This window comes from Streptococcus toyakuensis, from assembly GCF_024346585.1.
GTDB lineage: Bacteria > Bacillota > Bacilli > Lactobacillales > Streptococcaceae > Streptococcus > Streptococcus toyakuensis.
The window spans coordinates 1,656,458-1,679,597 of sequence record NZ_AP024523.1 but is presented as its reverse complement, the minus strand read 5'-3'; the positions used below and the strand labels follow the sequence as shown (position 1 = coordinate 1,679,597).

Annotated in this window: 18 protein-coding genes and 1 riboswitch; of the genes, 12 read left to right on the top strand and 6 right to left on the bottom strand. The window is 41.3% G+C overall.

Annotation, left to right across the window (positions count from 1 at the left end):
• The first annotated feature begins 20 nt into the window (after positions 1–20).
• The 4 genes from liaF to tig all read left to right on the top strand — a co-directional run bounded on the left by liaF (position 21) and on the right by tig (position 3,778).
• On the top strand, positions 21–719 hold the full coding sequence (gene liaF / locus STYK_RS08480; RefSeq protein ID WP_261804887.1) for a cell wall-active antibiotics response protein LiaF: 699 nt from the start codon (positions 21–23) through the stop codon (positions 717–719).
• Positions 716–1,714 carry an envelope stress sensor histidine kinase LiaS gene (locus tag STYK_RS08475; protein WP_261804886.1) on the top strand — a complete coding sequence of 333 codons (999 nt, stop codon included), beginning with the start codon at positions 716–718 and terminating at the stop codon, positions 1,712–1,714. The genes liaF and STYK_RS08475 overlap by 4 nt, the downstream gene beginning before the upstream one ends.
• 10 nt (positions 1,715–1,724) lie before the next feature.
• Positions 1,725–2,357, top strand: a complete 633-nt coding sequence (locus tag STYK_RS08470) for a response regulator transcription factor (RefSeq protein ID WP_049486946.1) — start codon at positions 1,725–1,727, stop codon at positions 2,355–2,357.
• 137 nt (positions 2,358–2,494) lie between these two features.
• Positions 2,495–3,778, top strand: coding sequence for a trigger factor (tig, locus tag STYK_RS08465; protein WP_261084707.1), 1,284 nt, complete (start codon positions 2,495–2,497; stop codon positions 3,776–3,778).
• Positions 3,779–3,825: 47 nt separating this feature from the next.
• On the opposite strand, the gene recD2 is transcribed toward tig, so the two are convergent.
• The 3 genes from recD2 to rnhC all read right to left on the bottom strand — a co-directional run bounded on the left by recD2 (position 3,826) and on the right by rnhC (position 7,925).
• Entirely contained in the window at positions 3,826–6,192 is a 2,367-nt protein-coding gene (recD2, locus tag STYK_RS08460) for an SF1B family DNA helicase RecD2 (protein WP_261804885.1), read from the bottom strand.
• Positions 6,193–6,425: 233 nt separating this feature from the next.
• The gene (gene lepB / locus STYK_RS08455; protein WP_004245100.1) at positions 6,426–7,040 is read right to left on the bottom strand and encodes a signal peptidase I; all 615 of its coding nucleotides are present in this window, start codon (positions 7,038–7,040) and stop codon (positions 6,426–6,428) included.
• Between the two features lie 3 nt (positions 7,041–7,043).
• Positions 7,044–7,925: a ribonuclease HIII gene (gene rnhC, locus STYK_RS08450; protein ID WP_261804884.1), complete on the bottom strand. Its 882-nt coding sequence runs from the start codon at positions 7,923–7,925 to the stop codon at positions 7,044–7,046.
• Positions 7,926–8,011: 86 nt separating this feature from the next.
• On the opposite strand from rnhC, the gene zapA reads away from it, so the two are divergent.
• From zapA to STYK_RS08410, 8 genes are all read left to right on the top strand, one after another.
• Positions 8,012–8,314 carry a cell division protein ZapA gene (gene zapA, locus STYK_RS08445; RefSeq protein WP_000002019.1) on the top strand — a complete coding sequence of 101 codons (303 nt, stop codon included), beginning with the start codon at positions 8,012–8,014 and terminating at the stop codon, positions 8,312–8,314.
• Positions 8,311–8,859 carry a CvpA family protein gene (locus STYK_RS08440; protein WP_261804883.1) on the top strand — a complete coding sequence of 183 codons (549 nt, stop codon included), beginning with the start codon at positions 8,311–8,313 and terminating at the stop codon, positions 8,857–8,859. The genes zapA and STYK_RS08440 overlap by 4 nt, the downstream gene beginning before the upstream one ends.
• 198 nt (positions 8,860–9,057) lie before the next feature.
• Positions 9,058–11,394, top strand: coding sequence for an endonuclease MutS2 (locus STYK_RS08435; protein WP_261804882.1), 2,337 nt, complete (start codon positions 9,058–9,060; stop codon positions 11,392–11,394).
• 184 nt (positions 11,395–11,578) lie between these two features.
• Positions 11,579–13,483: a DNA methyltransferase gene (locus STYK_RS08430; RefSeq protein ID WP_261804881.1), complete on the top strand. Its 1,905-nt coding sequence runs from the start codon at positions 11,579–11,581 to the stop codon at positions 13,481–13,483.
• 3 nt (positions 13,484–13,486) lie between these two features.
• Positions 13,487–16,129: a DEAD/DEAH box helicase family protein gene (locus STYK_RS08425; RefSeq protein WP_261804880.1), complete on the top strand. Its 2,643-nt coding sequence runs from the start codon at positions 13,487–13,489 to the stop codon at positions 16,127–16,129.
• A gap of 185 nt (positions 16,130–16,314) precedes the next feature.
• Positions 16,315–16,403, top strand: a riboswitch (glycine riboswitch).
• Positions 16,404–16,493: 90 nt separating this feature from the next.
• Positions 16,494–17,816 (top strand): alanine/glycine:cation symporter family protein, encoded by a 1,323-nt coding sequence (locus STYK_RS08420; RefSeq protein ID WP_261804879.1) that lies wholly within the window; start codon positions 16,494–16,496, stop codon positions 17,814–17,816.
• A gap of 323 nt (positions 17,817–18,139) precedes the next feature.
• On the top strand, positions 18,140–18,688 hold the full coding sequence (locus STYK_RS08415) for a carboxymuconolactone decarboxylase family protein (protein ID WP_261804878.1): 549 nt from the start codon (positions 18,140–18,142) through the stop codon (positions 18,686–18,688).
• A gap of 108 nt (positions 18,689–18,796) precedes the next feature.
• Positions 18,797–19,696, top strand: a complete 900-nt coding sequence (locus tag STYK_RS08410; RefSeq protein ID WP_261804877.1) for a TDT family transporter — start codon at positions 18,797–18,799, stop codon at positions 19,694–19,696.
• Positions 19,697–19,720: 24 nt separating this feature from the next.
• Here the strand turns inward: STYK_RS08410 and serS are convergent, their stop codons facing one another.
• The 3 genes from serS to STYK_RS08395 form a co-directional block, all read right to left on the bottom strand.
• Positions 19,721–20,995: a serine--tRNA ligase gene (gene serS / locus STYK_RS08405; protein ID WP_261804876.1), complete on the bottom strand. Its 1,275-nt coding sequence runs from the start codon at positions 20,993–20,995 to the stop codon at positions 19,721–19,723.
• A 213-nt stretch (positions 20,996–21,208) separates the two neighbouring features.
• The gene (locus tag STYK_RS08400; protein WP_000079363.1) at positions 21,209–21,580 is read right to left on the bottom strand and encodes a DUF956 family protein; all 372 of its coding nucleotides are present in this window, start codon (positions 21,578–21,580) and stop codon (positions 21,209–21,211) included.
• 2 nt (positions 21,581–21,582) lie between these two features.
• Positions 21,583–22,947: an aspartate kinase gene (locus STYK_RS08395; RefSeq protein ID WP_261804875.1), complete on the bottom strand. Its 1,365-nt coding sequence runs from the start codon at positions 22,945–22,947 to the stop codon at positions 21,583–21,585.
• Positions 22,948–23,140: the final 193 nt, after the last annotated feature.

The following is a 23,140-nucleotide window of genomic DNA, read 5'->3' as shown; positions in this document are numbered from 1 at the left end:
AGAAGGGAGAGGATGAACCTATGAGAAAATTTAAAATCTTTTTATTTATCGAAGCCTGTCTGTTGACGGGAGCTCTGATTTTGATGGTTTCAGAGCATTTTTCGCGTTTTCTGCTGATTTTATTCCTCTTTTTGCTTTTGATTCGCTATTACACTGGTAAAGAGGGCAATAATCTTCTCTTAGTAGTGGCAACCATTCTCTTCTTTTTCATCGTCATGCTCAATCCTTTTGTGATTTTAGCTATTTTTGTTGCGGTCATATACAGCCTCTTTCTTCTTTATCCGATGATGAACCAGGAAAAAGAGCAAACCAATTTGGTTTTTGAAGAGGTGGTAACGGTTAAGAAGGAGAAAAATCGTTGGTTTGGAAATCTCCATCATTTTTCAAGCTACCAGACTTGCAAGTTTGATGATATCAATCTCTTTCGTCTCATGGGCAAGGATACCATTCATCTGGAGAGGGTCATCCTAACCAATCATGACAATGTCATTATCCTCAGAAAGATGTTAGGAACGACTAAAATCATTGTACCTGTTGATGTGGAAGTCAGTCTCAGCGTTAATTGTCTCTATGGTGATTTGACTTTTTTCAACCAGCCCAAGCGAGCCCTCCGCAATGAACACTATCATCAAGAAACAAGAGACTATCTCAAGAGTAACAAGAGTGTCAAGATTTTCTTGACCACTATGATTGGGGATGTGGAGGTGGTCAGAGGATGAAAAAACAAGCTTATATAATCATTGCTCTCACCTCCATACTGTTTGTCTTATTTCTGTCCCACAGCTTGCTGGACATCCTTGACTTTGACTGGTCTATTTTCTTGCGGGATGTCGAAAAAACAGAAAAATTTGTCTTTTTGTTGTTGGTGTTTAGCATGTCCATGACCTGTCTCTTAGCCTTATTTTGGCGAGGTATTGAAGAGATTTCTCTAAGAAAAATGCAGGCTAATCTCAAGCGTTTGTTGGCAGGGCAAGAAGTAGTTCAGGTTGTCGAACCAGATTTGGATGCCAGTTTCAAGTCCTTGTCAGGTAAACTTAACCTCTTGACAGAGGCTCTTCAAAAGGCTGAAAATCAGAGTCTTGCTCAGGAAGAGGAAATCATCGAGAAGGAACGGAAGCGGATTGCTAGGGATTTGCACGATACAGTCAGTCAGGAGTTGTTTGCGGCTCACATGATTTTGTCAGGTGTTAGCCAGCAGTCTTTGAAATTGGATAGAGAAAAGATGCAGACCCAGTTGCAGAGTGTCACAGCTATTGTAGAAACTGCCCAGAAGGATTTGCGGGTCTTGCTCTTGCATTTGAGACCAGTTGAGCTGGAGCAGAAGAGTCTGGTTGAGGGAATCCAAATTCTCTTAAAAGAGCTTGAGGATAAGAGTGATCTCAGAGTTAGTCTTAAGCAAAATGTGACGAAATTGCCTAAGAAAATCGAGGAGCATATCTTCCGTATCCTGCAAGAGTTGATTAGCAATACCCTCCGCCATGCCCAGGCATCTTGTTTGGATGTCTATCTCTATCAGACAGATGTTGAATTGCAACTGAAGGTAGTGGACAATGGAATTGGTTTCCAGTTAGGGAGCTTAGATGAGCTGAATTATGGACTCCGTAATATTAAGGAGCGGGTCGAAGATATGGCAGGGACGGTTCAGTTATTGACAGCTCCCAAGCAAGGGATGGCGGTTGATATCCGTATTCCCCTGTTAGATAATGAGTTATAAAGGAGTAGAGATGAAAATTTTACTAGTAGATGACCATGAAATGGTCCGATTGGGCTTGAAAAGCTACTTTGACCTCCAAGATGATGTAGAAGTTGTAGGTGAGGCTGCCAACGGATCTCAAGGCATTGACTTGGCCTTGGAACTGCGTCCAGATGTCATTGTCATGGATATCGTCATGCCTGAGATGAATGGAATTGACGCGACCTTGGCCATCCTCAAAGAATGGCCTGAAGCCAAGATTTTGATTGTGACCTCTTACTTAGACAATGAAAAAATCATGCCTGTCTTAAATGCTGGTGCTAGGGGCTATATGCTCAAGACTTCAAGTGCGGATGAATTGCTGCACGCTGTTCGTAAGGTAGCTACTGGGGAGCTGGCCATTGAGCAAGAGGTCAGTAAGAAGGTCGAATACCACCGCAATCATATAGAACTACATGAGGACTTAACTGCGCGTGAGCGAGATGTGCTTCAACTCATCGCCAAGGGCTACGAAAATCAGCGCATCGCAGACGAACTGTTTATCTCTCTCAAGACGGTCAAGACCCATGTGTCCAATATCCTAGCCAAACTTGAAGTCAGCGATCGTACCCAGGCGGCTGTCTATGCCTTTCAGCACCACTTGGTGGGTCATGAAGACTTTTAATAGTTATGTAAAAATAATATTGGAGAAGTGAGCAAGTACCTCTCCCATCATTGAAAAGCGCAGTCATTACTTGAAAAAAGTCGTCCATTTATGTTATAATAGACTGTATTTAAAAAATTTTAAGGAGAAATGACAGAATGTCTGTATCATTTGAAAACAAAGAAACAAACCGTGGTGTCTTGACTTTCACTATCTCTCAAGACCAAATCAAACCAGAATTGGACCGTGTCTTCAACTCAGTGAAGAAATCTCTTAATGTCCCAGGTTTCCGTAAAGGTCACCTTCCACGTCCTATCTTCGACAAAAAATTTGGTGAAGAGTCACTTTACCAAGACGTTATGAACGCTCTTTTGCCAAACGCTTATGAAGCAGCTGTAAAAGAAGCTGGTCTTGAAGTGGTTGCTCAACCAAAAATTGACGTAACTTCAATGGAAAAAGGTCAAGACTGGGTTATCACTGCTGAAGTCGTTACAAAACCTGAAGTAAAATTGGGTGACTACAAAAACCTTGAAGTATCAGTTGATCTAGAAAAAGAAGTAACTGACGCTGACGTTGAAGAGCGTATCGAACGCGAACGCAATAACTTGGCTGAATTGGTTATCAAAGAAGCTGCTGCTGAAAACGGTGACACTGTTGTCATCGACTTCGTTGGTTCTATCGACGGTGTTGAATTTGATGGTGGAAAAGGTGAAAACTTCTCACTTGGACTTGGTTCAGGTCAATTCATCCCTGGCTTTGAAGACCAATTGGTAGGTCACTCAGCTGGCGAAACTGTTGATGTTATCGTAACATTCCCAGAAGACTATCAAGCAGAAGACCTTGCAGGTAAAGAAGCTAAATTCGTGACAACTATCCACGAAGTTAAAGCTAAAGAAGTTCCAGCTCTTGATGATGAACTTGCAAAAGACATCGACGAAGAAGTTGAAACACTTGCTGAATTGAAAGAAAAATACCGCAACGAATTGGCTGCTGCTAAAGAAGAAGCTTACAAAGATGCAGTAGAAGGTGCAGCAATTGATAAAGCTGTAGAAAACGCTGAAATCGTAGAACTTCCAGAAGAAATGATCCACGAAGAAGTTCACCGCTCAGTAAACGAATTCCTTGGAAACTTGCAACGTCAAGGTATCAACCCTGACATGTACTTCCAAATCACTGGAACTACTCAAGAAGACCTTCACAATCAATACCAAGCAGAAGCTGAGTCACGTACTAAGACTAACCTTGTTATAGAAGCAGTTGCCAAAGCTGAAGGGTTTGACGCTTCAGAAGAAGAAATCCAAAAAGAAGTTGAGCAATTGGCAGCAGACTACAACATGGAAGTTGCACAAGTACAAAGCTTGCTTTCAGCTGATATGTTGAAACACGATATCACAATCAAAAAAGCTGTTGAATTGATCACAAGCACAGCAACAGTAAAATAATCTTAATAAACAAAAATCCCACCTGACTAGGTGGGTTTTCTTATGCACTATTTTCCAAAAATCTCTTTGAGGTCTGCGTCTGTAATCCCAATCATTGCTGGGATGCTGTCCCAGTTTTCTTCGGTCAGGATGTAGGATTGTTCAGAAGTGCTTGATGTGGCTGTTTCAGAGACAGCTGGTTGCTTTTCTTCAACATTCTCTAGTAGATCACTGAAACGTTCAATCAGATAGGTTTTTCGGGCAGTTCCGATGTGCTGGGTAGCATAGTCGAAGGCCTGTAATTCGCCTAGTAAGATAAGCTTGCTTTTGGCGCGTGTAATGGCTGTATAGATGAGATTGCGCTCCAGCATACGCCTACTAGCACTAGTGATAGGCAGGATGACAACAGGGAACTCACTTCCCTGAGACTTATGAATACTCATGGCATAGGCTAGGCGAATCTTATACCATTCGTTACGGGGGTAAGAGACTTCATTACCGTCAAAATCAATGACAATCTCGTCTTGTTTCGACTCGGTGTATTTACCAGGAATCAGGTCTGTGATGGCTCCTAAATCTCCATTAAAGACATTGATTTCAGCATCGTTGACTAAGTGAATGACCTTATCTCCCTTACGATAGTGACACTGGGGAGCTTCAAAACTGAGTTGATCTTTTTGTGGTGGGTTCAGGAGGTCTTGCATGAGTTGATTGATGGCATCAATCCCTGCAGTCCCTCGGTACATGGGAGCCAGAACTTGGATATCACGGGCAGGGATACCACTTCTGAGAGCAGCGCCTAAGATTTTTTCAATCGTAGCTGGAATATGGCCACTAGCAATTTCAAAGTAGGAACGGTCAGCTTTTTTCTGGGTGAAATCAGCTGGCAAGATGCCCTGTCGAATCTGACTAGCTAGGGTGACGATAGTTGATTCTTCGCTTTGCCGGTAAATTTTTTCCAAGCGAGTCTGAGGAATCAAAGGAATATGAAGCAGATCCGCTAGAACCTGTCCAGGACTGACAGAAGGCAACTGGTCGCTGTCACCTACGATGAGAATTTTACTGTTAGAAGAGATGTTGGAGAAGAGTTGATTTGCCAGCCAAGTATCCACCATAGAAAATTCATCTACGATGATAAAGTCGGCATCCAGATAATCTTCCAGATGACTGGTATCATCGTCACCTGTCATTCCCAAGTGACGATGTATGGTCGCACTTGGCAAGCCTGTTAATTCATTCATGCGGCGAGCAGCTCGACCAGTTGGAGCAGCAAGAAGAATGGGCAGATTGCTTTTTTTCCTGAGGTCAAGTCCTTCTAAAAGGGCGTAAACAGCGATGATCCCATTGATAACAGTTGTCTTACCAGTGCCAGGTCCACCTGTCAGGATAAAGACCTTATTCTGGATAGCATCACAGATAGCTTGTTTTTGAATGCTATCATACTCAATTCCCAGCTCTTCCTCGACAGTAGTGATATGTTTTTGAATGGTTTCTAAATCTTGGCTCTTCTGTTTTCCTTTTTCAAGGATACGAACCAAGTGACTGCGGATGCCTTCCTCAGCGAAAAAGAGACTATTATCAAAGATTTTGGTATCAATCTGCTGAACCTTGTCTTCTTCGATCAGGTAGGAGAGCTCTTGGGCCACTTGGCTGGGGTCCAGTTCCACGGGGCGGGAAGACTCAAGGAGAGTAAGGGTTTGTTCTAGCAAATTCCGTGCTTCAACATAGGTGTCCCCTGTTTCCATACAGGCCTGAAAAAGACTGTGAACTAGACCAGCACGGAAGCGTTCAGGAGCCTGACTTTCGATGCCTAGTTCTTCCGCTAATTGGTCAGCAATGGTAAATCCCAAACCCTTAATATCCTCAACCAGCTGGTAGGGATAATTTTCAACCACATCAAGGGTTTCTTCCTTGTAAAAGTCTTGAATCTGAAAGGCTAATTTATTGGGAATGCCGTAGTTGGCGAGTTTGGCTAAAACCATCTCCGTTCCGTAGTTGAGACGGAGAGTGGAGACGAAAGCCTCGCGATTTTTGGCAGATAGTCCTGCGATGCCTTCTAGCTTTTCCGGGTGTTGCAAAATTTCGTCAATGGTATTGTCGCCATAGGTATCCACGATTTTCTGAGCTGTCTTGAGACCAATTCCCTTGAAATGGCTACTTGAAAAGTACTTAACCAAACCCTTGCTAGTTGGTTTTGCGCGTTCATACCGGCTGATTTGCAGTTGCTCCCCATACTTGGAGTGCTGGACAATTTGTCCCCAAAAAGTATAGTCTTCTCCCTCAATCACATCAGCCATGGTGCCCGTGACAATGATTTCAAAATCATCAAAGTTTTCTGCGTCCGTATCGTCAATTTCTAGGAGGAGGATGCGATAAAAATTGCTGGGATTTTCAAAAATAATCCGTTCAATGGTTCCTGAAAAATAAACTTCCATAAGATTCCTTTGCATAAATAGGTGAGAGTTAATACTCTTCGAAAATATCTTCAAACCACGTCAGCTTCGCCTTGCCGTACTCAAGTACAGCCTGCGGCTAGCTTCCTAGTTTGCTCTTTGATTTTCATTGAGTATAACTTTGTTTCTATCTTAATCAAACTGGGTAGTGAATAATTATCGTCTCACGATAGAAGAAGAGGCTGAGAGTGTTGATTCTCGGCCTCTTCGATTTCTTAAAATGTTCCGATACGGGTGATTGGCCAGAAGCGGAATTTAGCTTCCCCTGTGATATCTTTTGCTTTGAAGGTACCTACGTGGCGGCTGTCGCTCGAAACCAAGCGGTCATCTCCAAGGAGAAGGTATTCTCCTTCTGGGACAGTAAAGCTAAAGTTGGTGTTGTAGTTGACATCAACTGTGAAGGCTTGAGCTTTTTCAGCGATACTTCTAAAGAAAGTACCTTTATTTCCTTCAAATCCCTTGCCTGAGTAGGTGCTTTGGAGTTTGTCATCCTTGAAGCGTTTGATATAGTCAGCTAGGTAAGGTTCATCTGTTTCTTTGTCATTGATATAAAGTTTATCATTTTCGTAACGGATGGTATCGCCAGGCATTCCGATTACTCGCTTGACGATGTCCTTATTGCCATCTTCCTCATGGGCCACTACGATATCAAAACGGTCAATAGGGAGGTGTTTGACAACAAAGAGGATTTCGCCATCCGCTAGGGTCGGATCCATGGAATGTCCTTCTACGCGGACATTACTCCAAAAAAAGATACGGCTCAAAGCTAGTAATGACAGAATCAGGAGGAACAATCCCCACTCTTTTAGGAAATTTTTAAATGAATTCATAATTTACCTTTCTAAGCGTTTTTTCGCTTTTTCAGTATTTTTAAAGTGCAGTTTGGCGCAGAAATTGAGTCCCTTCATGCCATAGGCTTGTAAAATCTGGCTAGCCACCTTATCAGAAGCCGTTCCAGCTCCACTTGGAAGTTGATAACCCAGTTCTCGTCCTAAATTTTCAAGATTTTCCAGAAAGAGATCACGCGCAATGATAGAAGAAACTGCGACAGCCAAGTATTTGCCCTCAGCCTTTTCTTCTAAGCTGATAGGATTGCTGAAACGATTGGCCTCTTGTGCCAAGTACTTATCATAATTTTTAGCACTGGTAAAGGCATCAATCACAATTTTCTCAGGCTGAACGCCTTTTTGAAGGAGGAGATAGATAGCCTGATTATGGAGGGCAACCTTAACCGAAACAGCATTGTAGCGGTCTCCGATGACCTCGTTGTATTTGCTTGGTGAGAGAAGCAGTGCCTGGTGCTGGATTTTTTCTTTGAGAATAGGAGCAATCTGACGAATCTTTTGGTCGGTCAGAGTTTTAGAATCTCCCACACCGAGTTTTCGCAAGAAGGCATGCTGGTCAGGTGTGACAAAGGAAGCCACAACTGCAAGCCCACCAAAGTAGGAACCATTTCCAACCTCATCCGTCCCAATCAAAGGAAGATTTTGTCCGCTGTTTTCCTCTAGAACTTGATAGCCAAAGAAACGAGCGTACTTCTCAGCTCCTTCACCCTGAAGCAAGACCTTTCCAGAAGTATAGATAGAAACCGTTGCTTGAGGTAGTCGCAAAAAGTAGCGGATATAGGGATTCTTGCTGGGAGCCAGACTGGTTTGATAGTGTTCAAGAAAAGCCTGAATCTCCTTTTCAGTTGGTGTGAGTGTTATACTTGCCATAGTTTCTATTGTACCACAAAAGCAGGCAAATTTGTAAAAACTGACAAAGTTAGCGAATTTTGGTATAATATCGTGAGGTGAATTTTATGGCAAATCTAAATCGATTCAAATTTACATTCGGAAAAAAATCATTAACCTTGACAAGCGAGCATGATAATCTCTTTATGGAGGAAATCGCCAAGGTTGCGACAGAAAAATACCAAGCAATTAAAGAACAAATGCCTAGCGCAGATGATGAAACAATCGCTCTTTTGTTGGCAGTCAACTGTTTATCAACTCAGCTCAGCCGTGAGATTGAATTTGACGATAAGGAACAAGAGCTAGAAGAACTCCGTCACAAGCTTGTGACTTGCAAGCAAGAACAGAGCAAGATTGAGGATTCCTTATGATTTCACTCCTTCTTCTATTGGTCTTGGCTTGGGGATTTTATATCGGCTATCGGAGAGGCCTGCTCTTACAGATTTATTACCTGATTTCAGCTATGGCATCGGCTTTTATGGCTGGCCAGTTTTATAAGGGACTTGGAGAGCAGTTCCATTTATTACTTCCTTATGCAAATCCGCAGGAAGGTCAGGGAACTTTCTTTTTCCCATCGGATCAACTCTTTCAGCTGGATAAGGTCTTTTACGCAGGGATCGGTTACTTGCTTGTATTTGGGATTGTCTATAGTATCGGTCGTTTGCTTGGTCTCCTCTTACACTTACTTCCTAGTAAAAAACTGGGTGGTAAGTTGTTCCAAGTTTCAGCAGGTGTCTTGTCCATGTTGGTGACCTTATTTGTCTTGCAAATGGCCTTGACAATCTTGGCGACCATCCCCATGGCAGCTATACAAAATCCTCTTGAAAAGAGTATCGTCGCAAAACACATCATCCAGAGCATACCGGTAACAACCAGTTGGCTCAAACAAATCTGGGTGACAAATTTAATCGGATAAAAAGGGCAGGAGTTTTCCTAGCCCTTTGTTTACAGATTTGACTGAATGTAAAAAGTTACTACACATAATACTCAATGAAAATCAAAGAGCAAACTAGGAAGCTAGCCGCAGGCTGTACTTGAGTACGGTAAGGCGACGCTGACGTGGTTTGAATTTGATTTTCGAAGAGTATAGACATTCAAAGACAAGGAAATAACGATGAATAAGAAAATATTAGAAACATTAGAGTTCAATAAGGTCAAGGCTTTGTTTGAACCCCATTTGTTGACCGAGCAGGGCTTGGAGCAATTGAGACAGCTGGCTCCGACTGCCAAAGCAGATAAAATCAAACAGGCTTTTGCTGAGATGAAGGAAATGCAGGCTCTCTTTGTCGAGCAACCGCATTTTACTATTCTCGCAACTAAGGAAATCGCAGGAGTCTGCAAGAAGTTGGAGATGGGAGCGGACCTCAATATCGAGGAGTTCCTACTCTTGAAGCGCGTACTTCTTGCCAGCCGAGAACTGCAAAGTTTTTATGCTAATCTGGAAAATGTCAGCTTGGAAGAATTAGCCCTTTGGTTTGAGAAATTACATGATTTTCCGCAATTACAAGGAAATCTCCAAGCCTTTAATGATGCAGGTTTCATTGAAAATTTTGCCAGTGAAGAATTAGCGCGAATCCGCAGAAAAATCCATGATAGCGAGAGTCAGGTCCGCGATGTCTTGCAAGATTTGCTTAAGCAAAAAGCGCAGATGTTGACAGAAGGGATTATTGCCAGCAGAAATGGCCGTCAGGTTTTACCAGTCAAAAACACCTACCGCAATAAGATTGCAGGTGTCGTCCATGATATTTCTGCTAGTGGAAATACCGTCTATATCGAACCTCGTGAGGTGGTCAAACTGAGCGAAGAAATCGCCAGTTTGCGAGCAGATGAGCGTTATGAAATGCTTCGAATTCTTCAAGAAATTTCTGAGCGTGTCCGCCCTCATGCGGCTGAGATTGCTAATGACGCTTGGATTATCGGTCATCTGGACTTGATTCGTGCCAAGGTTCGATTTATCCAAGAAAGACAAGCAGTCGTGCCTCAGCTGTCAGAAAATCAAGAAATTCAACTGCTCCATGTCTGCCATCCTCTGGTCAAAAATGCCGTCGCAAATGATGTCCATTTTGGTCAAGATTTAATAGCCATTGTTATTACAGGTCCCAATACAGGTGGGAAGACCATCATGCTTAAAACTCTGGGTTTGACACAGGTGATGGCTCAGTCTGGTTTGCCGATTTTAGCAGATAAGGGAAGTCGTGTTGGTATTTTTGAAGAAATCTTTGCCGATATTGGCGATGAGCAGTCTATTGAACAGAGCTTGTCTACCTTCTCTAGCCACATGACCAATATCGTGGATATTCTTGGCAAGGTCAATCAACATTCACTCTTACTCTTGGATGAGTTGGGGGCTGGTACAGATCCTCAAGAGGGAGCAGCCCTCGCCATGGCTATTCTGGAGGACCTTCGCCTGCGTCAAGTCAAGACTATGGCGACCACCCACTATCCCGAACTCAAGGCCTACGGTATTGAGACAGCCTTTGTGCAAAATGCCAGTATGGAGTTTGATACTGCGACTCTTCGCCCAACCTATCGCTTTATGCAGGGTGTTCCTGGCCGAAGCAATGCCTTTGAGATTGCCAAACGTCTAGGCCTATCTGAAGTTATCGTAGGAGATGCCAGTCAGCAGGTCGATCAGGACAATGATGTCAATCGGATTATTGAGCAGCTGGAAGATCAGACGCTGGAAAGCCGTAAACGTTTGGATAATATTCGTGAGGTGGAGCAAGAAAATCTCAAGATGAACCGTGCTCTCAAAAAACTTTACAACGAGCTTAATCGTGAAAAGGAAACAGAGCTTAACAAGGCGCGTGAACAGGCTGCTGAGATTGTGGACATGGCCCTCAGTGAGAGTGACCAGATTCTTAAAAATCTCCATAGTAAATCTCAACTCAAACCTCATGAAATCATTGAAGCCAAGGCCAAGTTGAAAAAATTGGCTCCTGAAAAAGTAGATTTGTCTAAAAATAAGGTTCTTCAAAAGGCCAAGAAAAAACGAGCTCCAAAGGTGGGAGATGATATCGTGGTTCTCAGTTATGGACAGCGTGGTACCTTGACCAGTCAACTCAAGGATGGCCGCTGGGAAGCTCAAGTTGGCTTGATCAAGATGACCTTGGAAGAAAAAGAATTTGACCTTGTTCAAGCTCAGCAAGAAAAACCAGTCAAGAAGAAACAGGTCAATGTTGTGAAACGAACTTCTGGTCGTGGTCCACAAGCCAGACTGGATCTTCGAGGCAAACGTTATGAAGAGGCTATGAATGAGCTAGATGCCTTTATCGACCAAGCCTTGCTTAATAATATGGCTCAAGTGGATATCATCCATGGTATCGGAACAGGTGTTATCCGTGAAGGTGTCAGCAAATATCTACAAAGAAACAAACATGTCAAGAGTTTTGGCTATGCCCCACAAAATGCTGGAGGCAGTGGTGCGACTATTGTCACTTTTAAAGGATAAGAAAAGCCTGAGGAAATATGTGGTTCCTCAAGCTTTTTTATCATTTCTTTTAAACATGTTCAAATATGCTATAATAGAACTAGAAAATTGAATAAAACCGAAGGGTATACCCTTCCTTTATATATACATATAAAGGAATACTATCAGCTCTTCACAAATTTTAAGTGAGAAGGAAATTCCATATATGAAACAAGAATTGGAGCAAGTCCTCGCTAAAAATCCTAAGTTTTTAGTGGACGGCGTACTAAATAAAAATAAACTAGCAGAGCTGGCACGGCAGTACAGTCCTGAGTTGCTCAATCAGTTGATGAGTAATGAAACAATCGCTAATCACTTCTTTTCAAAACTGCAAGATGGGGTTTTAGTTTTTAAAAAAGATATCTTTTTGCAATTTCTAAATAACAAGGAGTTCTTGCCTGACAGCTTTACAGCCTACAAAACAAAAATAGGTCTTGGGATGCCAGACAGAAACTATCTTTCTGAAACTAAAGAAGTTGTGCTGAATTTTCCTTATAAAGATTGTGTGCTTGAGGGAGGGCAAACCAAGGACGATGTGAAACGTCAAGAGGTTTTCTTTAACGAGACGCTTGCTCCAGCGGAAATCAATCGCTTGCTGGACGAGAAGGTGTTGAGCAATTTCAAACGTTATGATAAAGACGGTGAACATGCAGTTGAGGAATTGAAAGACACGGATAATCTTATTATCAAAGGGAACAATCTGCTTACACTGCATAGCCTCAAGAAACGCTTTGCTGGGAAGGTCAAGTTGATTTATATTGACGTTCCATACTATTTTCGAAAAAATATTGGAGATGCTTTTCAATACAATTCCAATTTTAAAATGTCAACGTGGTTGGTGTTTTTGAAAAATCGATTAGAAATAGCTAAAGAGTTACTTAGTGATAAAGGTTCTATCTGGATTCATACGGGTGAAGATGGTATGCACTATCTAAAAGTATTAAGTGATTCTATTTTTGGACAAGATAAGTTTATTGGGACACTACCAAGAAAAACTCGTGATGGAAAATCGGATGTTCCTTTTAACTTTTCTCAGGATTTTGATTGGATTTTAGTATACACAAAAGGAAACGAAGGCGATGCAATCGTTGGTCGTGAAGTAGAACGAAAATATTATGAAACTTCAGATTTTCCTAACCGTCCTTGGCGTACAGCTGATTTAACAAGTCAAAGAACAGTAATTGAACGACCAAATTCTAATTTTACAATGGTGAATCCCAAAACAGGTAAAGAATACCCCGTTAATCCTAACCGTTCGTGGGCTGTTACAAAAGATACATTCTATGAGTGGTATCAAAATGGAGGAATTGGATTTCCAGATGACTATGACTTTATGAAAGGTGATAGACCTTTTAGACGTGTTTTTAAAGATGAAGATATGTCTAAGTCAAAACCAGTTTATTCAAGTAGTGATACCTTGTTAAAAGAATTTATTACGGATTTATTAGCTAAAACAAAAAATAAAGATGGAAACGATGAAATGACTAACTTGTCTAATCGTGATGCTTTTTCGTATGCCAAACCCGAAAGACTGATAAAGGATATTTTACAAATTTCTACAATCGAAAATGATATCGTTCTTGATTTCTTCATGGGGAGCGGTACAACAGCTGCTGTCGCTCACAAAATGAACCGTCAATATATTGGTATTGAACAGATGGATTACATTGAGACGGTTTCAGTTGAGCGATTGAAAAAAGTAATTGACGGTGAACAGGGTGGCATTTCTAAAGACGTCAACTGGACTGGTGGTGCTTCATTTGTTTACTGTGAACTGAAAAATGATGCCCAGGATTTTAAAAATACAGTCTTAGAGGCAAGAGAGCCTGAAACTCTATCTCAACTATTTGAACAGGCTAAAAAGTCTTCGTTCCTATCTTATCGTGTCGACCCTAAAAAGTTGAAAAAGTCAGAGTTCGAAAAACTTTCACTAGCTGAACAAAAACAAGTCTTGCTGGAGTTGGTGGATAATAATAACCTATACGTCAACTATTCCGAGATAGAAGATAGCGACTACGACATCTCAGAAAACGAGAAAAAGCTCAATCGTGCTTTTTACGGAGAGGAGTAAGTGATGGCTTTTGTGTATGAAATTTATAAGCAAGCTAGTGAAAATGGCTTTATTGACTTTAAGGAAAGCATTCCAGACTACATCACGCAAAATCTGAAATTCCCACTGCGTCCTTACCAGAAAGAGGCGGTAGGGAGGTATCTCTACTACAAAAGGGATGAGAAAAATCGAAAAAAACCAGAACAGGTCCTTTACAATATGGCGACAGGTTCAGGAAAAACTTTGCTGATGGCAGCGATTATCCTTGAAAAATTTAAACAGGGTGAACGGAATTTTATTTTTTTTGTGAATAACGACAATATCCTTACCAAGACAAGGGCAAACTTCTTGCCTAATGAGATGGGAAAATACTTGTTTGCGGATAAAATAACGATTGATAATCAAGTGGTGGGAGTACGTGAAGTGACAGATTTTTCCGATAGTCAGCCTGATAGTATCAATATTGTTTTTACAACCATTCAAAAACTTCACCAAGATTTAAATACCCCAAGGGAAAATCGCCTAACTTATGAGCAATTTGAAGATTTGTCGCTTGTGTTATTGGCAGATGAGGCTCATCACTTGAATGCTGGACTCGGTAAGAAAGAAAAAGATGAGAACGACAGCTGGACGGCGACGATTGAAAATATTCAAAGTACAGCACGTAAATCTTCTTTATTTGAATTTACAGCAACCATTGACTTAGCAAATCCAGATATTGCCAAAAAATATGAAAAATCTTTGATTTTCAAGTATGACTTGAAAGAGTTCCGCTTGGATAAGTACTCTAAAGATGTTCTTTTCCACTTAGTAGATAATGAACTTCCAACTCGTATGTTGCAGGCAATCATTATCAGCCAATACCGCAAGAAAATTGCCTTGAAACATGGCATCAACCTCAAACCTTTGGTATTGTTTAAATCGCAAAAAATTGCTGAAAATAAAGGAAACTTAGAGGCTTTTTTGGATATGTTAGCCAATCTGTCAGTAGAACAAGTACAGTCTCAAAAAAACTTAACTGCAAATGATGAGGAGCAAAAAAACATCTTGGAAAAAGCATTTGCTTTTTTTGAGGAGTCTGGACTTTCTTTTCAAGATTTAATTGAGGAATTGCAGGAAGATTTTCGCCGTGAACGCTTACTCGTGATTGATGGGAAAAACAAGACTAGCAACAATTTAGTAGAGTTGAATACTCTGGAACTCCCTTCAAATGAAATTCGGGCTATTTTTGCAGTTGATATGCTCAACGAAGGCTGGGATGTTTTGAATCTTTTTGATATTGTTCGTCTTTACGATATTCGTGATGGTAAGACAACAAAGAACGGTTTTGTCGCAGGGAACACTACCAATGCAGAAAAGCAACTCATCGGTCGTGGTGCACGTTATTATCCCTTTGTGCTTGATAATCAAATTGAGGAGAAGTTTACTCGGAAATTTGATGAAAATGAAAACAATGAGCTACGTGTCATAGAACAGCTTCATTATCATTCTGCCAATAATCCTCGTTATATTTCTGAATTAAAGCAAGTCTTACGTGAGTCTGGAATTTTTGATGATGTCAATTTAGAAGAGCGTGAATTAAAGCTAAAAGAGTCTTTCAAACAAACACGAACCTATACAGATGGTCTTGTTTGGATGAATAAACGTCTTTCTTATCAAGAATATGTTGAACAACGACAAGAAAGTTTGTTGGATACCTCTTTCATTCCGAGTTCCTTTGAGGTACGTTTACCGACTTCCAGTACAAGAGATTTTGAAGCTTTCTCAGAAGATGATGTTTTTGCTACTGATTCGATAAACACCTTAAATTTCGAGTTTGGAAAAGAAATTACTTCCAATATTGTTCGAGCAGCTATCAATCGCAATAAACAGTATACCTTTAAAAACTTACAGAAAGCTTTCTTTGGCTTGAGTGGTATATCTGCCTTCATCGAAATGCTTTCGAAAGTTAATATTATTGTAGAATCTTCTTTATCACAAATAAGTGAGTTAACTGCAGACCAGAAACTCTATATTGCAGAACAGCTTTTATACAGCATTGAAAAAGATATCGTTCCAACTGAAGAACGCTTTTATGGTTCAGCTAACTTTGAGTCAGTTCTTGTACGTGAAGTTTTTGAAGAGAATATTTTGAGAAAGTATACTGTTAATGTAAATGGGAATGCAGAGTTTGGACGGTCACAAAAAACCAAGTCTGAAACAGAGATTTTTGAAAATATCGATCAGCTAGATTGGTATGCCTATGATGATAACTTTGGAACAAGTGAGGAGAAATATCTGGTGCGTGCTATCCGTGAATTGATGAATGATTTGCAGGAAAAGTGGTCTGATATTTATCTTTTGCGAAATGAGAAAGCAGTGAAAATCTATAGTTTTGATGAAGGGCGTGCTTTTGAGCCTGACTTTATCTTGCTTGCAAATGATAAAAAAGTTGGAAATACTTCTTGGCAGATTTTCATTGAGCCAAAAGGAAGTCAATTTTTAGATAGTAATAATACCTTCAAAAATAGTAAAGAAGGCTGGAAAGAGAAATTCTTACTGCAAATTACTGAAAGAGATGAGGCAAGAACTTTGTTGGACGATGAACGTTATCGTATCGTCGGTCTTCCTTTCTTTAATAATGAGATGAGCAGAGAAGTTGTAAATAGTAATTTAAAAGATTTATAGCGTAAATTGGGGAGTTTATGATTTCGAAAATGATTACCAAGTTTAGTTAATTGAGTCAAATAAGATTTTCCCAAAATCCATTGACAAAATCCAACATTTTTTGTAAAATAAGAATCAATTAAATACCAACACCGAATGAAGTTTAATAGAAGTGGGGAATCGTTTGATTTTCCATGACTGTAAATGGACGGAACTCTGGAGAGACCGTAAAGGCACCGAAGGGGCAAGGCAGGCAACTGCTCAAACTCTCAGGTAAAAGGACAGAGCTAGGATAGACCGCTTTTTAGCATTTATCTAAGCATTCCAGAGTACATGTATCTTGCATGTGCTCTTTCTTTTGGGGTTGAAAAGATAGGAGAAGGAAATGTTAGAATTGCTTAAATCAATCGATGCTTTTGCTTGGGGACCGCCCCTCTTGATTTTATTGGTTGGAACAGGGATTTACCTAACTATTCGGCTAGGACTCTTGCAGGTTTTGCGTCTGCCCAAGGCCTTTCAGCTTATTTTTATTCAGGATAAGGGACATGGGGATGTATCTAGTTTTGCAGCTCTGTGTACAGCCTTGGCATCAACCGTTGGAACAGGAAATATCATAGGGGTTGCGACGGCTATCAAGGTTGGGGGACCAGGAGCCCTCTTTTGGATGTGGATGGCGGCTTTCTTTGGAATGGCTACCAAGTATGCGGAAGGACTCTTAGCCATCAAATACCGCACCAAGGACGACCATGGTGCAGTAGCGGGAGGTCCCATGCACTATATCCTTCTAGGAATGGGAGAAAAGTGGCGTCCCCTGGCTGTTTTGTTTGCAGTAGCAGGAGTACTGGTTGCTCTCTTGGGAATCGGAACCTTCACCCAAGTCAACTCGATTACAGAATCTATCCAAAATACAACGGCGATTTCGCCAGCTATCACTGCTCTTGTTTTGTCTGTATTTGTAGCGATTGCAGTCTTGGGTGGACTAAAGTCTATTTCTAAGGTTTCAACTACTGTTGTTCCTTTTATGGCTATCATTTATATTTTTGGAACTCTTACAGTTATTTTCTTTAATATCGGGAAAATCCCTGCTACAATCACTCTAATTTTGACATCCGCTTTTAGTCCGGTTGCTGCGGTAGGTGGATTTGCCGGTGCTAGCATTCGGATGGCTATTCAAAATGGTGTTGCGCGTGGTGTGTTCTCAAACGAATCTGGTCTGGGTTCTGCTCCCATTGCAGCAGCTGCGGCTAAGACAAATGAACCAGTAGAGCAAGGTTTGATTTCCATGACAGGAACCTTTATTGATACACTCATTATCTGTACCTTGACTGGTTTGACCATCTTGGTAACTGGTGTTTGGAGTGGCGACTTAAATGGGGTTGCCTTGACGCAGTCTGCTTTCTCAACAGTCTTTTCACATTTTGGACCTGCCCTCTTGACCATCTTCCTTGTTCTCTTTGCCTTTACGACGATTCTAGGTTGGAACTATTATGGAGAACGCTGTTTCGAGTTTCTCTTTGGAGTTCGTTTTATCTGGCTTTACCGTGTGGTCTTTGTGCTCATGGTCTTGTTGGGAGGATTTATCGAGTTGGATATGGTTTGGATTATCGCAGATATTGTCAACGCCTTGATGGCTCTACCAAACTTGATTGCCCTCTTGATTTTGTCACCAGTCGTTATTGCTGAGACTAAAAAGTATTTTGACAAATAATGAAATCACACAGCTCGTGTGATTTTTTTGCCTATAAATGATTTTTATCAAGCTGATATATAATATATATTATGCAAGTGATTGGAAGTGTGATAAACTAATACTCAATGAAAATCAAAGAGCAAACTAGGAAGCTAGCTGCAAGCTGTACTTGAGTACGGTAAGGCGACGCTGACGCGGCTTGAATTTGATTTTCGAAGAGTATAATATACAACGAAAATCTTATGAGAGGAATAAAGCTTTATCTTAAATAAACTTAGGAATCAGGATTTTATAAGATTTTCCAATAATATTAGTGTCAATAACAAGAAAAGAGGTATCTTATGACAACATTTACAATCCATACAGTGGAATCAGCACCAGCAGAAGTGAAAGAAGTTCTTGAAACAGTAGAAAAAGATAACAATGGATATATTCCCAACCTAATCGGTCTCTTGGCCAATGCACCGACTGCTTTAGAGGCTTACCGTACTGTCGGAGCTATCAACCGTCGCAACAGCCTGACAGCTGTTGAGCGTGAAGTGGTGCAAATCACGGCAGCCGTGACCAATGGCTGTGCCTTCTGCGTCGCAGGTCACACAGCCTTTTCAATCAAACAAATCCAGATGAACGATGATCTTCTGCAAGCCCTTCGCAATCGTACTCCAATCGAAACAGATCCTAAATTGGACACCCTAGCTAAGTTTACCTTGGCAGTTATCAATACCAAGGGTCGTGTAGGAGATGAAGCCTTGGGTGAGTTTTTAGAAGTTGGCTACACCCAACAAAATGCCTTGGATGTGGTTCTTGGTGTCAGCCTAGCAAGCCTCTGTAACTATGCCAACAACCTAGCCAATACACCAATTAACCCAGAATTGCAACCTTATGCTTAATTCATATCTGAGTAAAATGAAGTCTGAAATAATCGGACTTCATTTTTTAAGTCCTCATTTAAGCGCTTTTATGCTATACTGAAACTAACATGATTATTGGAGGTTAGGATGAAAAAACTCCCCTTAGTATTTTCTGGTTGTTTGCTAGGTTTGGCAGGAGCTGGAAATCTTATTTTAGATACGTTGCCGGTTCTGTCCCATCTGTTGAGTCTGACAGGTTTGATTTTGTGGATATTCTTTCTGATTCTTCATCTCTTTAATTGGAAAGAAACCAAGCAAGAATTGACCACCCCCCCTCTTTTGTCAGGAATGGCCACCTTTCCCATGGCTGGGATGATTTTATCGACCTATGTTTTTCGCGTCTTTCCTCATCTTCCTTTGGTAGCGCAAGGGCTCTGGTGGTTTTCATTTCTCTTGGATTTGGCCTTGATTGCTGGTTTCACCATCAAATTTGCCTGTCCTGGTCGGAGGGTTCATGCGACTCCTAGCTGGACGGTTCTCTATGTGGGGATAGCAGTGGCTGCCTTAACCTATCCTCTTGTAGGCATCATCGAAATTGCCTATGCGACCTTGAGTTTTGGTTTTCTCCTAACCTTCTATCTCTATCCGCTTATTTATAGCGATTTAAAGGAACATCCACTCCCACTAGCCATGCTTGGACAAGAAGGGATCTACTGTGCTCCTTTCTCTCTACTCTTGGCTTCTCTGGTTCGAGTTGGAGGAGCCAGCCTGCCAACTTGGGTCTTAATCGTCATGATTTTGGCTTCTCAATCCTTCTTTTTCTTTGTTTTGACTCGCCTGCCCAATATTTTAAAACAAGGCTTTCAACCAGCTTTCTCAGCCCTCACCTTCCCAACCATTATCACAGCTACTTCGCTCAAGATGGCTCAGGGAATCTTGAAACTTCCATTTTTAGATTATTTGGTTGTGGCTGAAACCGCTATTTGCTTAATTATTTTATTCTTTGTATTAGGCGCATATCTGAATTGGTTACGAAAAAAGGTCTAGCTAGAAATAGCTAAACCTTATTTTTTATGGTTTGATAACTTCAGCGCCACCCATGTATGGACGAAGAACTTCAGGAATGGTTACAGAACCATCTGCGTTTTGGTAGTTTTCAAGAATAGCAGCCACTGTACGTCCAACTGCAAGTCCAGAACCGTTCAAGGTGTGAAGAAGTTTCACCTTGCCATCTGCTTCATCACGATAACGGATTTGGGCACGACGGGCTTGGAAATCTTCTGTGTTTGAACAGCTTGAGATTTCGCGGTAAGTATTTTGCGCTGGAATCCAAACTTCCAAGTCGTAAGTTTTAGCAGCTGAGAATCCCATATCTCCAGTAGAGAGGGCAACGACACGGTATGGAAGGTTGAGTTTTTGAAGGATGTTTTCAGCGTTGGCAGTCATTTTTTCCAATTCTTCGTAAGATTCCTCTGGTTTGGCAAATTTAACCATTTCAACCTTGTGGAATTGGTGCAGACGAATCAAGCCACGTGTATCACGACCAGCAGAACCAGCCTCAGAACGGAATGAAGGACTCATAGCAGTGAAGTAGATTGGGAGGTCTTTACCGTCAAGGATTTCATCACGGTAGTAGTTTGTTAGAGGAACTTCAGCTGTAGGAATAAGGACGTAATTGCTGTCGCTGAGTTCAAAAGTATCTTCCTTGAATTTTGGATATTGACCAGTACCGAACATAGAGTCGTGGTTAACCATGTAAGGCGTGATGACTTCAGTATAGCCTTCTTTACCATGCTCATCCAACATAAAGTTGTAGATAGCACGTTCCAAACGAGCACCGAGACCTTTATAGAAGAGGAAGCGAGCACCCGTTACCTTACCCCCGCGTTCCCAGTCAAGGATACCAAGGTCTTCACCAAGATCCCAGTGAGCTTTCGGTTCGAAGTCAAACTCGCGTGGAGTACCCCAACGGCGAACTTCCACATTGTCATCTTCATCAGCCCCAACAGGAACACTGTCAGCTGGAATATTTGGAAGAGTAGTGGTAAATTCTGTCAATTTAGCATCGATTTCTGCCAATTCAGCATCCAAGGCTTTGACTTCAGCAGATAGAGTTTGCATGGCAGCAATCTTATCATCTGCATTTTCCTTGTTGCGCTTAGCTTGGGCAATCTCAGCAGAAACTGTGTTACGTTCTGCTTTGAGAGTTTCAACCTTGACCAAGATGTCACGACGTTTAGCGTCGATTTCTTTCATTTCATTCAAGATAGCAGCATCTACACCACGTGTAGCCAATTTTTCTGCGACAGCATCAAAGTCTGTACGAATACGTTTGATATCTAACATAAGAACTCCTTTATGAAAAAAGCACACCTAGCAAAGCGTTGGAGTGGCAGGGCCACGGTTCCATCCAACTTCACGGGTGTGCACTTGATTGTGTATGTAATTGTTACTAACGGTAGAATTTCACCTATCCCTCCTATCTGCTCGCAGCACCCGCAGACTTTCTGAAAGAAGAAGATAACCTACTTATCCGTTGTTATGATTATACTAAAGTTTCTACTTTTTTGCAAATAGATTTTTAAATTTTTGACTAATTGTCTGAATCAGGGTAGGAAGTTTGACGACCTTGTCATTGCCCAGTTTTTCGCGAGCAATTTTAAGAATGGCACCTGAATCTTTTGAAGCAAAGAGGAATTTTCCTCTGTCTGTAAAGACTTCGAAGTGGCGACTGATTTTTCGTCCAGTGACATTGGCTCCAATCTGATTGATATGGCTCCAAGGAATCTGGATAAATTGCTCGACATTGACGTCTGGGTAAAATTCTAAGGCCTGATCTCCGACAAGGAATTTCCCAACTTTTCCAGCGATAGAGAGGTAGGAAGTGCCTGTCGTGCTGAGAAGCACTGTTTTATTAAGTGATTGGGCCATGCTTAGTCTTCCTTACTTTCTCCAAAAAAGGCATTGTAGAGGGCTTTGATTGCTGCTTTTTCTTGGTCTTTATTGACAACAAACATGATAGAAACTTCACTAGAACCTTGAGACATCATCTGGATATTGATCTTATTTTCAGATAGAGCGCGAGTTGCAGTAGCAGTTACTCCGATATGACTCTTCATCTTTTCTCCAACAATCATAATGATAGAAAGGTCGTGTTCGATTTCTGCATGGTCTACTTCAGCCTTTTGACCCAACTGACGCAGGATTTCTTCTTCCTTGATAGGAGTTAGTTCGCGAGAACGGAGGATGATTGAAAGATCGTCGATACCTGTTGGCATATGTTCCCAACCGATGTTAAGGTCTTCAAGGATTTGAAGAACCTTGCGTCCAAATCCAACCTCACGGTTCATGAGGTATTTAGACATGTTGATGCTGACAAAGCCAGAGTCACCAGCAATTCCCACAACTGGGAATTCATCACTACTGTGTTTTAGAACGATACGAGTACCTGGATGGTCAGGATTGTTGGTATTCTTGATAACCAGAGGAATTTTTCCTCGGTAGGCAGGAAGAAGAGCTTCGTCATGAAGAACTGAGAATCCTGCATAAGCCAACTCACGCATTTCACGGTAGGTCAACTCAGGGATTGAGTGTGGTTGGTGGATAATGCCTGGGTGGGCTGCAAAGATACCATCAACGTCTGTAAAGTTTTCATAGAGGTCTGCCTTAACACCGGCCGCAATGATAGAACCTGTAATGTCTGATCCTCCACGTGAGAAGGTACAGATTTGATTTTCCTTGGTAACTCCAAAGAAACCAGGAATGACAAGAACTTCATTTGTATTTGTCAATTCTTCAATCTTATCATAACTTGATGGAATGATGCGAGCGTGACCAGGCTCACTTGTGACCACAATACCAGCTTCTCTAGGGTGCACATAGCGTGCATCGATCCCGTTTTGGTTAAAGTAGGCAGCGATTAACTTAGCATTGTTATTTTCACCAGCTGCTAGGAAAGTATCGTAGAGAAATTCATTTTCATCAATAGGAAGAGTGGCTAAGGCGCGAATGCTTTTAGAGATTTTTTCTAAAACCGCAGGTTTTAGTCCCAATTCACTCACCATAGCAGCATAGCGGTCAATAATCCAGCTTTGGCTCTTGCTAATATCGTTACCAGCAACATAGTCGCGGTAGTATTTAATCAAGGCATCCGTAACCTTAGTATCTTCAGCATTGCGTTTTCCTGGTGCAGAAACAACTACAAAACGACGCTCTGAATCGCTTTTTACGATGTTTAAAACTTTTTCTAATTGACTAGCAGAGGCAAGAGAACTACCTCCAAATTTAACAACCTTCATAAGAACTCCTAAAGTAAGTATTTTATACGATTATAGCAGAAAGAAAGGCTTTTTTCAATGAAGAAAATAAGATGACTTCTAGTATAAAGCGATTCTTGCCAATCGGCTGAGACACTTTCAGTCGATTTTTTCTTGCTTTCTATTCCTAAAAAAGATATACTTTGAAAACGAAATAATTTAAATCGCTTATAAA